The sequence below is a fragment of the Allobosea sp. TAB14 genome (assembly GCF_052113865.1).
Classification (GTDB): domain Bacteria; phylum Pseudomonadota; class Alphaproteobacteria; order Rhizobiales; family Beijerinckiaceae; genus Allobosea; species Allobosea spartocytisi.
The window spans coordinates 1-11197 of sequence record NZ_JBFRDQ010000225.1; the positions used below are offsets into that span (position 1 = coordinate 1).

Annotated in this window: 11 protein-coding genes and 1 pseudogene; 8 read left to right on the forward strand and 4 right to left on the reverse strand. The window is 64.0% G+C overall.

What is annotated here, in order from left to right:
• Positions 1–125: 125 nt before the first annotated feature.
• From AB4Y99_RS24305 to AB4Y99_RS24320, 4 genes are all read right to left on the reverse strand, one after another.
• Positions 126–797, reverse strand: coding sequence for an amino acid ABC transporter permease (locus AB4Y99_RS24305; RefSeq protein WP_133564944.1), 672 nt, complete (start codon positions 795–797; stop codon positions 126–128).
• A 13-nt stretch (positions 798–810) separates the two neighbouring features.
• Positions 811–1476, reverse strand: coding sequence for an amino acid ABC transporter permease (locus AB4Y99_RS24310; protein WP_142021522.1), 666 nt, complete (start codon positions 1474–1476; stop codon positions 811–813).
• Between the two features lie 74 nt (positions 1477–1550).
• The gene (locus tag AB4Y99_RS24315; protein ID WP_370955384.1) at positions 1551–2480 is read right to left on the reverse strand and encodes a transporter substrate-binding domain-containing protein; all 930 of its coding nucleotides are present in this window, start codon (positions 2478–2480) and stop codon (positions 1551–1553) included.
• Positions 2481–2542: 62 nt separating this feature from the next.
• Positions 2543–3736 carry a pyridoxal-phosphate dependent enzyme gene (locus AB4Y99_RS24320; RefSeq protein ID WP_441525124.1) on the reverse strand — a complete coding sequence of 398 codons (1194 nt, stop codon included), beginning with the start codon at positions 3734–3736 and terminating at the stop codon, positions 2543–2545.
• A 451-nt stretch (positions 3737–4187) separates the two neighbouring features.
• On the opposite strand from AB4Y99_RS24320, the gene AB4Y99_RS24325 reads away from it, so the two are divergent.
• From AB4Y99_RS24325 to AB4Y99_RS24360, 8 genes and pseudogenes are all read left to right on the forward strand, one after another.
• Positions 4188–5072, forward strand: a complete 885-nt coding sequence (locus AB4Y99_RS24325; RefSeq protein WP_441525125.1) for a LysR family transcriptional regulator — start codon at positions 4188–4190, stop codon at positions 5070–5072.
• A gap of 157 nt (positions 5073–5229) precedes the next feature.
• Positions 5230–6036 carry a carbon-nitrogen hydrolase family protein gene (locus AB4Y99_RS24330; protein ID WP_441525126.1) on the forward strand — a complete coding sequence of 269 codons (807 nt, stop codon included), beginning with the start codon at positions 5230–5232 and terminating at the stop codon, positions 6034–6036.
• A 17-nt stretch (positions 6037–6053) separates the two neighbouring features.
• Positions 6054–6544: pseudogene (locus AB4Y99_RS24335) on the forward strand (RraA family protein).
• 104 nt (positions 6545–6648) lie between these two features.
• A complete protein-coding gene (locus AB4Y99_RS24340; protein WP_441525131.1) occupies positions 6649–7674 on the forward strand; it encodes an ABC transporter substrate-binding protein in 1026 nt (341 codons plus the stop codon).
• 20 nt (positions 7675–7694) lie between these two features.
• The gene (locus AB4Y99_RS24345) at positions 7695–8759 is read left to right on the forward strand and encodes an ABC transporter ATP-binding protein (protein ID WP_441525127.1); all 1065 of its coding nucleotides are present in this window, start codon (positions 7695–7697) and stop codon (positions 8757–8759) included.
• Positions 8760–8773: 14 nt separating this feature from the next.
• Positions 8774–9559, forward strand: coding sequence for an ABC transporter permease (locus tag AB4Y99_RS24350; RefSeq protein WP_441525128.1), 786 nt, complete (start codon positions 8774–8776; stop codon positions 9557–9559).
• Positions 9560–9571: 12 nt separating this feature from the next.
• Positions 9572–10366, forward strand: a complete 795-nt coding sequence (locus AB4Y99_RS24355; RefSeq protein WP_441525129.1) for an ABC transporter permease — start codon at positions 9572–9574, stop codon at positions 10364–10366.
• A 94-nt stretch (positions 10367–10460) separates the two neighbouring features.
• On the forward strand, positions 10461–11197 hold a 737-nt coding region (locus tag AB4Y99_RS24360; RefSeq protein ID WP_441525130.1), incomplete at its 3' end, for a hydantoinase/oxoprolinase N-terminal domain-containing protein.

Genomic DNA, 11197 nt, shown 5'->3' on the forward strand with positions numbered 1-11197 from the left:
CCCTATCAGCGAGACGACCTGGCCCTGCCGCATGGTGAGATCAATGCCTTTCAGCACCTCGACCTTGCCGAAGTGCTTGCGGACATTGGTGGCTTGAAGAAGAGGCGGTTCGCTCATGACGGCCTTCAATAGCGTAGATAGGAGAAGCGGCGCTCAAGCACCCCGCCGAGCTGAGCGAGCGTGAAATTGATGACGAGATAGAGCGCCAGCGTGAGTAGATAGAAATCGACGATCATATAGTTGCGCGCCATCTGTTGCTGGGCGGCGAGAAGCAGCTCGATCACGCCGATGATAGAGAGGAGCGTTGTGCCCTTGACGATCTCCAGTGCGGTGTTCACCCAAGGCGGCAGTATCCTGCGAAAGGCCTGGGGCAGGATGACGTACGCGAGTCGCTGGCGGAATGTGAGGCCGATCGCCTTGGCCGCCTCCATCTGCCCAGCCGGCACCGATTGCACGGCACCGCGGAAGTTCTCGGCAACATGGGCGGTGGCGAAAGCGCCGAGCGCAACGACTCCTGCCCAGAATGCCGGCACATTGATGCCGAACAGCGCCAGGCCGTAATAGGTGAATAGGATCAGCACCAGCAGCGGGATGCCGCGCATCACGTCGACGTAAAGACGTGCCAGGCCGCTGAGCCACCACCAGCCATAGGACAGCGCGACCCCTACGGCGATGCCGCAGACCGTAGCCATCACGATGCTCAACATCGAGCTGGCGAGCGTGACGCCAAGGCCGACCAGCAGCGCCTCGCGCGCCGCCCAGGCCTCGAACCAGAAGGTTCCGGGGGTGAAGGTCATGCCCGCCGGCTCCTCAGCGAATGGCTGCGTAACGGCGCTCGACCAGGCGCAGCAAGGTGGCGATGACATAGGCCGTGACAAGATAGAGCCCGCTCGCCGTCAACCAAACCTCCATGACGCGAAAGGTGTTGGCATTGATCTGGCGGGCGGTGAAGGTCAGCTCCGGCACGGCGATGGCGGCGGCGAGCGAGGTGTCCTTGAACAGCGAAATCAGGTTATTGCTGACGGCCGGCAGCGTGATCCTGAACATCACCGGCAGGACGACGTAGAGCTGACGCTGCAGCGGCCTTAGCCCGATGGCCTTCGCCGCCTCGACATATTGCTTCGGGATCGAGGCCAGGCCGGAGCGGAAGACCTCGCACATATAAGCCCCGGCATAGAGCGACAGCGACAGAACGAAGCTCTGGCTCTTGTCGAGCACGGTGATGTCGAATTCGGGCAGGCCGAAATAGAGGAAGAAGATAAGCAGCAGCAACGGGGTGCAGCGGATAAACTCGACATAGGCCCAGACAGGGTAGGACAGCCACTTGCGGGGCGACAGCCGGGCATAGGCCGCCAACAACCCGATGATAGATCCGATCGCCAGCGAGACGACGGCCAGCCCAAGCCCTAGAAGCAGCGCGTCGGTAAACTTGTCCCAGTTCCGCGTGATCACGGACCAGTCGAAATGATAATCGATCATGCCTGCGATCCGCGGACGACGTGGCGAAGCCGGTCAGGCCTCGCCGCCGGGAGACAGTGGATCCGGATGGATCAGGCGAATTCCTGCGGAAATCCCACTTTGGGAAGCGGCAGTTCGATGCCAAACCACTTCTTGTACGAGGCGGCGAAGGTGTCGAAGTCGACGCCCATCATCGCCTCCTTGTAAACGGTGTTGACCCAATTCAGCCAAATCGGATCGCCAGGTTTCACGGCCGATGCATAGGAATTCGGCATCCAGCCGAACCCTGAATCGACGAAGCGATCGGGCGCCTGCTGCATCAGCCAGCGGATAGCGGACTGATCCTGCATCGAGGCGTCGATGCGGCGGGCATTCAGCGCTTGCATGGCCGCATCGGGGCTGTCGAAGGCATCGACCTTGGCCTCGGGCAAGGCCTTGTGGATCCACTCCTCCAGAAAGACGTTTTGCATGCCGCCGATGGTCACCGCCTTGCCAGCCGCCTTGAGCTCGGCATAGCTTTTGTACTTGCCGCCCTTGGCGAGCATCAGCAGGCCGTTGCCCTCGCGGTAATAAGGAATGGTGAACTCGACCTGCTGGGCTCGACCGGGGGTCACGGTCATCCATTGCACGACGATGTCAACCTTGTCGGTGACGAGGCTTGGAATGCGGGCATCCGAACCCTGGATGACGAATTCGACCTTGTCCGGATCGTCGAAAAGGCTCTTGGCGAGTAGCCGGGCGAGGTCGATATCCATGCCGGCGAGCTTGCCGCTCGCGTCCTGGAAATGCCAGGGCGGGTTGGTGCTGCCGGTTCCGACGATCAGCTTGCCGCGCTCCTTGATGGTGTACAGCTTGCTCTTGGCGACTGTCTGCGCCGCCACAGGCGTCGGCGCGAGCGCCGCGACACTGCTCGCCGCGAGACCGCCCAGAGCTGCACCAGCGAGGCCGAGTCCGAACAGGCTGCGCCGTTCGACCGTAAGATCGCCGTCTACTGCCGGTGCCTGGTCATCATGAGCGCCCATTGCCCTCTCCTCTGCCGTATCGTCAGCGACCGGCTCGGTCGCTGACGATACGGCAGCAAAAATCAGGCCAGGCTTCGAAGAACGCCCGGCCCGAGGGAGAGGCTCGTCTCCTCGCCCTGCTCGATCGCTGCTTCGCAGAGACGAGCCACCGCCGCAGTGTCTTCTGGATCAACGACGCGATGCGTCCTGACGGGCATCTCTTGAAAGGCACCCCCGTCCTTGAAACCATGCCCCGTGATCAGGCAGACGATGCGCGATCCCGGGGCAAGGTGCCCCCCGCCCAGAAGCTGCTGAAGGGCGGCGACCGAGCTTGCGCCCGTCGGCTCGGCATAGACTCCCTCCAGCCTCGCCAGCCGAAACATGGCCTCACGCAGCTGCGCATCGCTGACCGCCAGTACCAGTCCCCCGCTTTCCTTCACGAGGCGCAGCGTATAGCTGCCGTCGCGCTCATAGCCGATCAGCGGATCGCTGATACCGGAGGCGATGGTCTCGGGCGTGCTCCACGCCGTGACGTGCTCTGCACCCGCCGCGAAAGCGCGAGCAATTGGTGCGCATCCTTCCGCCTGCACGGCAACGAGGTGCGTCGCGGCACCCGCTTCCTTGAGGCCCTGCCAAACACCTTTGACGAGGGGGCCGCTGCCTGTCGGAATCAGGACATGGCTCGGCGGGACGCCGTCGAGCTGGGCAAAGAGTTCGCGTCCGACAGCAGTGAGACCAGCGACGGCATAAGGATTGATGAAGGTCGTGGTCAGGTTGACGAAGCCATGCCGCTCCGCCAGCGCGCGGGCAAGGTCATAGGAGCGGCTGTAATTCCCTTCAACGAGGAGCAGAACCGCGCCATGCGCCGCAATCTGCGTCACCTTGTTTGGCGGCGTATGCGCCGGGACGACCACGATCGCCGGCATGCCAGCTCGGGCAGCGTAGACCGCCGTCGCCGCTCCGGCATTTCCCGATGACGCGCAGACGACGCCGCGCACGCCCGTGGCGATGGCACGGCCGAGCGCGGCTGCGATCAACCGATCCTTGAAGGAGCCGCTTGGGTTACGGGTCTCGTCCTTCAACCAGAGTTCGCCCTTGAAACCCGGCAGTGCTCTTTCCAGTCGCTCGGCGCGAATGAGCGGCGTCTGCCCCTCGCCGAAGGAAAAAGGTGGAACGCCGTCATTCCCGACCTGCTCCAGAATGCCGCCGCAGGCCTGGCATTCATATGCCCATCGCGGTGCGAGCTCAGCCATGCAATCGACACAGCGGAGCTTCATGGCGGTTCCTCCTCCAGGATATGGTCCAGACGACCGCAGCGAGAATGAAGAGCCAAGCCGAAACTGTCATCGCAGATTCCGCAATGACGACACCTCAAAAAGACGATTGCTACAAGTGAGCTCGTGCCCGGAACAAACCGGCGCGTTGCGCCATCCAGAAGCGGAAGTTGAATCCTTGCCAGGAAGCGGACGTTGGGCGCTGGCAACGGCAATGTCGGTTGGCGCCTCGATACCATCATTGCCGCGCTGATTGGTATCGTGCCAACCCGTGGCCCAGACGACGCCTGCTGGGTCGTTTTGCTTAATGTGATGAGGCTCTGAGCGCTCTCTTCGATCGGCCGTCAAGCGCGGAAGATGCTCTCGAGAGATGGTACACACTTCACGGCCCTCCCCAAACAGCGCTAAGTCAGGCTCCCTCGCGCCTGGGCGCGCGTAGCTGACGTGGCATGGCGTGAACCTCAAATTCCTCGAAACCTTCGTCTGGGTCGCACGGCTGCGGAACTTCTCGGTCGCTGCCGACAAGCTCTGCACCACGCAAGCTGCGGTCTCCAATCGCATCGCGACGCTGGAGCGGGAACTCGGCGTGCGCCTGTTCGAGCGCGACCTGCGCAATGTCGGGCTGACGCCGCATGGCCAGCGAGCCTTGCCGCAGGCGGAGGCGATCATGCGTATGGTCGCAGAACTCGAACGCTCGATCGCCGATGCTGGCCAGGTCCGCGGGACGGTGCTGATCGGCRCGRTCGATTCYGTCGTCTATGCYTGGCTGCCGCGCCTGATCGAGCGGGTCAAGGAGACCTATCCGAACGTCGCGATCGACCTCAACGTCGACACCAGCCTGAATCTCGCGCGCCAGATCCAGGAAGGGCAGATCGATCTAGGCCTGATCATGGGGCCGGTGGTCGCGCCGCATATCCGCAACATCGAGCTGTGCGTCTTTGACTGTCTCTGGATCGGCTCGCCCAAACTGCCGCTGAAGCCCGGCCGGCTCGCCATCGGYGACCTCACCGCCTATCCGATCTTCGCCTATTCGAAGGGCTCGCAGCCACACCATTCGGTGCTGCGTGCGATCGAGCTTTCTGGGATCGACACCGAAACGGTGCGGGTGTTCAATTCGAACTCGCTTGCCACCATCACCCGGCTCGTCAGGGACGGCGTCGGCGTCGCGGTGCTGCCGCAGGCGGTGGTGCAGGAGTTCCTCGATACCGGCGAGCTGCATGTGCTCGATGTCGAGGCAAGGCTGCCGCCACTGCATTTCCATGCCGTCTTCAACGACAATCCGGGAAACACGCTGCCGGCCCTCATCGCGGATATGGCGGCGGAAATCGCGGCGTCCTGAGCCCACTGCCGACTCTATGACGATCTGCCTCGACAACAGGCACGCCCTGGTCACGGCGCTGTCATAAGTAATTCTTGTCGGGGCGAACAAGAATTTCGCGTTTGCGGGCCCATCGGGGGTTTGCTCTCCTGCCGCACCGACAGCGGGGAGAATGCCGATGAAGGTCTCACTCATCCAGATGAACTCGCAGGACGACAAGTCCGCGAACCTGAAGACGGCCCGGGCCATGGTCGAGAAGGTCGTCGCGGAAGACCAGCCCGATCTCATCGTCCTGCCGGAATACTACGCCTTTCTCGATGGCAACGCGGCGGCGATGCGCGCGAGCGCCGAGACGTTCCCGAACGGCGAGAGCTATCGCCTGATGTCAGGCCTAGCCGAGAAGCATGGCGTGACCATCCATGCGGGCAGCGTCGCTGAGCGCGACGGCGACGACTATTTCAACGCGACGATCGTCTTCGGGCCCGACGGCAAGCAGATCGCGCATTACCGCAAGATCCATCTGTTCGACGTCGATGCGCCCGGCGGCGTCAGCTATCGCGAGTCCAACATGGTTTCGCGCGGGCGGGAGGTCGTGACCTACAGGGTTGGCGAGACGACCGTGGGCTGCGCCATCTGCTACGACATCCGCTTCCCCGAACTCTTCCGCAAGCTGCGCGACGCCGGCGCGGACGTCATCGTCCTGCCCGCGGCCTTCACACTGATGACGGGCAAGGACCACTGGGAATTGCTGGCACGGGCACGGGCCTGCGAAACGCAGACCTGGTTTCTCGCCACCGGCCAGACCGGCACGCACGCCCAGGGAAAGAACGCCTGCTACGGCCATTCGATGGTGATCAATCCCTGGGGCCATGTCACCGCGCAGGCCTCGGACGGCATCGGCACGACCAGCGGCCGGCTCGATTTCGACTACACGGCGAAGGTCCGTGCGGCGGTGCCGGTCGCCGACCATCACGTCATCGCCTGAGCGGAAAGAACCTTCCCATGTTCACCGTCAATCCCATGCCGGCGCAGATCTCCGGCGATCTTGTCTCCCTGCTTCAGCAATGCGARGTCGCGACCATCGGCCATGTGCTGCATTCGGGCTTCGTCGATCGCGAGATCAGGGCGGTGCTGCCGACCAAGCGCATCGCCGGCACGGCSGTCACSATCCGMATYCCMCACGCGGATTCGACGGCGCTGCACTATCTGACGAAGCTGGTGCGCCGATCACCACCAAGATCCTTGGCACGGAAGGTGCGATCAACGTACCCGTCAGTGTCGGAGGCCAGACGATCGAACCCGGTGACGCGGTGCTCTGCGACGAAAGCGGCGTGGTGGTGCTGAAGACCGCAACCGCCGAAGCCTACGCCCGCAAGGCGATCGAGATGCAGCAAAACGAACTCGTGCTCCTGGAGCGCCTGCGCAAGGGCGAGAAGCTGCCCGATATTTCCGGCGCGACCGCTCTGGTCGAGGGCAAGYTCGCCAAGTCCTGAGGCGACTGAGACACGGAATCAATCGACCAAGCCTGACGACGGGTGGCGCACCGCCCGCGCAACAACAGAGGGGATCGAACATGCAGACATCGACGAAGCTCACCATGGCCATCGCGCTGGCAGCCGGCTTCTATGCGCAGGGCACGCTCGCGCAGCAACAGACCGTCACGGTCATGGCCTATTCTGGCCTGTTCCAGGAGCGTTACACCAAGGCCGTGATCGAGCCCTTCATGAAGGCCAATCCCGGCATCAAGGTCGACTATTTCCCGCTGCCGAACTCGGCCCAGATGCTCGGTAATTTGCGCGCCCAGAARGCSGCGCCGCAGGCCGACGTTGTGATCATGGACGTCTCGGTCTCCAAGGCTGCGACCGACGAGAAGCTGCTGATCAAGATCGACGACAAGGTCTCGAAGAACGTCKCCGATCTCTAYCCSARCGCSCGCATYGCCGATGTCGACGGCGTCGCCGTGACCTTCGACAAYCTCGTCATGCTCTATAATTCGGACGTCGTGAAGGAGACGCCCAAGAGCTGGATGGACCTCGCCAAGCCCGATCTCAAGGGCAAGGTCGCGATCCCCGGCATGCCCGATATCCAGGGTCTGTCGCTCGTCCTGATCATGGACAAGGCGCGCGGCGGCACCGACTATCTCAAGAGCGTCGACCAAGGGATCGCAGCGCTCGGGGAGATCGCCCCCAACGTCCAGACCTGGGAGCCCAAGCCGGAAGTCTATCCCGTGATCATCTCCGGTCAGGCCGCCGCCGGCGCCGGCTGGAACGCCCGCGCACAGGTCAATGCCGACGCATCCGGCGGCAAGCTCAAGGTGATCCTCCCGCAGGAAGGCAGCGTCTTCCAGATCAACACGATCAACTATGTCGCCGGCGGCCCTGGCAAGGATGCCGGCGCCAAGTTCATCGACTACGCGTTGTCGCCGGAGGCCCAGAAGTCCTTCACCGAAAGCATGTTCTACGCGCCGACCAACGCCAAGGCCCAGATCTCGGATGCCGCGATCGCGCGCACCGCGGTCAAGTCCATGGACAAGGTTATCCCGATCGACTGGATCGCTCTCGCCAAGGTTCGCGAGCCGATCATGGAGCAGTGGCGCCGCAAGGTGATCCCGCTGAGCCGCTGAGCCGAGAAGGATAGACCGTCATGACCGACACCCGCACGGCACCGGGCCAGGGCTTTCTCTCCATCCGGGGGCTGACCAAGCGCTATGCCGGCTTCACGGCGGTCGACAATCTGGACCTTGAGGTCCCCAAGGGCGAGCTCGTTGCCTTCCTCGGCCCCTCGGGTTGCGGCAAGACGACCTCACTCAGGATGATCGCCGGCCTCGTGCCGGCAACATCGGGACGCATCGTCGTCGGCGGGCAGGACCTCACCGAGGTTGCGACGCACCGCCGCGACATGGGCCTGGTCTTCCAGAGCTACGCGCTGTTTCCGCATATGAGCGTGGCGAAGAACGTCGCCTTCGGCCTTGAGATGCGCAAGGTGCCGAAGGACGAGATCGCGAAACGCGTGAAGGAAGCGATCGCCTTGGTGCATTTGACCGGCAAGGAAGAGCACCGGCCGGCCCAGCTCTCGGGCGGTCAGCAGCAGCGCGTGGCGCTCGCGCGTGCGCTCGTCATCCGKCCMTCGATCCTGCTCTTCGACGAGCCGCTCTCCAATCTCGACGCGAAGCTGCGCGACGAGATGCGCAACGAGATCCGCGACATCCAGCGGCGGCTCGGCATCACCGCGATCTTCGTGACGCATGACCAGAGCGAGGCGTTGACGATGTGCGACAAAGTCGTGGTCATGAACCAGGGCCGGCTCGAACAGCTCGGCACGCCGGTCGATCTCTACGAGCGCCCGAAGACCGCCTTCGTGGCGAGCTTCGTCGGCCGTACCAACCGCCTGAAGGCCGTAGCGACGGACGGCTTCGCCGATTTCGGCGGCCAGCGCTTCGCGGCGCCCGGCGACCTGTCGGGCCCAGTCGAGGTGATGGTCCGTCCGCATCGCATCGCCCTGGCACCGACCGGCGGCGAAGGGGTCGCGGGCACCATCATGCGGGCGACCTTCGCGGGCGATATCCTGCAATACGACATCGACGTCGCCGGGCAGACCGTCTCGGTCGAACTCGCGACGCGCGGCGGCGAGACCGTGCTCGCGCCGGGGACGACAGTCGCCCTGTCGTGGCGGCCGCAGGATGTCTTCGTCTACGGGGCGGCGGCGTGAGCGCGGCGATCACCATGCCAGCCGCCGCGGCCAAGCCTCGCCGGAACGGGCTTGCGCTGGTCATCGCGCTGATCGCGCCGATCGCGCTGGTCAACGCCTTCGGTTTCCTCGCGCCGGTGCTCAATCTCGCACGCATGTCGTTCTACGAGGTCGAGCCTACCGGTACGATGCGCGAGGCCTTCTCGCTCGCGACCTGGGCCAAGGTCATCGCCGACACCTTCTACGCCGAGCTGATCGTCAACAGCATCACAGTCAGCCTCGGCATCACKCTGMTGACGCTGRTCTGCTCCTATCCGATCGCGCTCTATCTKCAYCGCTCCAGCGGCACMTGGMGSACGATCCTGCTCGTGCTGGTGATCTCGCCGCTGCTGACYTCGGCGGTGGTGMGGACCTATGGCTGGRTCGCGATCCTCTCSGAGAACGGGCTGGTCAACAATCTGGTCAGTGGCCTCGGTCTCGAGCGCCTGCGATTGATGTTCAACAAGACCGGCGTGGTCATCGGTCTCACGGAGATCCTGATGCCCTATATGATCCTCACGATCTTCCGCCGGATCATCCTGCCGCTGACGCTGCCCGGCATCGCGCTCGGCTGCCTGCTTTGCTTCGTACTCGCGGTCTCCTCCTTCATCACGCCGAAACTGCTCGGCGGCGGGCGCGTCTTTCTGCTGGCGACCGAGATCTACGACCAGGCGATCGTGACGCTGAACTGGCCGCTGGCCGCCTCGCTGTCGATCCTGGTGCTCGTCATCTTCGGCGCCGCGCTCGTGCTCTACACCCGCGCGCTCCGCGCGATCCTGTGAGGGAGGCTGGTCATGGATGAACGTCCCGTCTCCCCGGCACTGAAGCTGCTGGCGTTCCTGATGTTTGCCTTCCTGTTGGCGCCGCTGATCGTCGTTGTGCCGATCTCCTTCTCCGGCGACAGCTATATGATGTTCCCGCCTTCGAGCTGGAGCGTTAAGTGGTATCCGGCGATCTTCTTGGACGGGAAGATGACTGCCGCCTTCTGGACCAGCCTGCTCCTCGCCTGCGTGGTCACAGTGCTCTGTCTCGTCATCGCATTGCCGGCGGCCTTCGCGCTAGTGCGGCTGAGGCCGCGCGGGGCAGAGGCGCTCTCCAGCCTCTTCACCGCGCCGCTCTTGCTGCCGACGATCGTGCTCGGTCTCGCCATTCTGATCGTCTTCGCCCGCTACGGGCTGCTCGCGACCTTCCCCGGCCTCGTCGCAGCCCATCTCGTGGTGACGCTGCCCTATGCGCTGCGCGTACTCGCCACGGCGCTGTCGACGCTGCCGATCGCTGTCGAGGAAGCCGCTTCGACGCTCGGCGCCTCGCCTTTCACTGTCTTCCGCCGGATCACCCTGCCGATGATGAAGTCGGGACTGATCGGCACGACGGCGCTGTGCTTCCTCGTCTCGTTCGACGAGGTCGTGCTCTCCTTGTTCATGACCGGCCCGCGCATCCAGACGCTGCCGGTCGCGATGTATCACCATGTCGAGCAGCAGGCGGACCCGCTGGTGGCGGCGCTCTCCGTGCTCCTCGTCGTGCTCACCCTTCTCGTCGTGCTCGTGGTCGACCAGACCTCGGGCCTGGCCAAGACCTTCGTCAAATGAGCCGGCCGAACACGCACTAGCTCGAACCGAACACCGCCTTTCGACCACCCGACCCGCTCGCCGTCCGCGAGTGGGAACACTGGAGCCTTGCCTGATGGATCAGGATATTCGCATCGCCGTCGATATCGGCGGCACCTTCACCGATATCGAGATTCTCGATGCGACCTCCGGCGCGATCCACCAGATCAAGACSCCGAGTACGCCGGCCGATCCCTCGATCGGCCTGCTGACCGGTATCAGGCAGGCCTCCGAGCGCTTCGGCTTTCCGATGGAGGCGGTGCAGTATCTGCTGCACGGCACGACCATCGCGACAAACGCCGTGCTCGAACGCAAGCTTCCGCTCGGCGCTGTCGTCACGACGGCCGGCTTCGAGGACGTGATGCAGATTGGGCGCCATGGCCGCACCGATGTCTATGCGATCACGCTCGCTCAGCCCGAGCCGCTGGTGGCGCGGCGCTTCTGCTTTGGCGTGAGCGAGCGCGTCAATGCCGCGGGCGAGATCACCGTGCCGCTCGACGAGGCTGGCGTACGCCGCGTCGCCACCGAACTCGCCAAGGCCGGCGTAAAATCGGTCGCAGTCTGCTTGCTGCATGCCTATGCCAACCCCGCCCATGAGCGGCGCGTTGGCGCGATCCTCGCCGAGCTGCTGCCAGGCGTCGCGATCACGCTCGCCTCCGACATCTCCCCCGAGATCCGCGAATATGAGCGGATGTCGACGACCGCGCTGAACGCCATGCTGGTGCCGATCGTGCAACGCTATACCGACCGGCTCGCCGGCCGCATGAAGGAGGAGTTGCCGGAAGCGCAGGTCTATCTCGTGCAGTCGAATGG

Bases quoted from the DNA above. Each gene is read 5' to 3' on its own strand.
- AB4Y99_RS24355 (WP_441525129.1), top strand. From the start codon at position 9,572: ATGGATGAACGTCCCGTCTCCCCGGCACTGAAGCTGCTGGCGTTCCTG.
- AB4Y99_RS24330 (WP_441525126.1), top strand. From the start codon at position 5,230: ATGAAGGTCTCACTCATCCAGATGAACTCGCAGGACGACAAGTCCGCG.
- AB4Y99_RS24305 (WP_133564944.1), bottom strand. From the start codon at position 797: ATGACCTTCACCCCCGGAACCTTCTGGTTCGAGGCCTGGGCGGCGCGC.
- AB4Y99_RS24320 (WP_441525124.1), bottom strand. From the start codon at position 3,736: ATGAAGCTCCGCTGTGTCGATTGCATGGCTGAGCTCGCACCGCGATGG.
- AB4Y99_RS24315 (WP_370955384.1), bottom strand. From the start codon at position 2,480: ATGGGCGCTCATGATGACCAGGCACCGGCAGTAGACGGCGATCTTACG.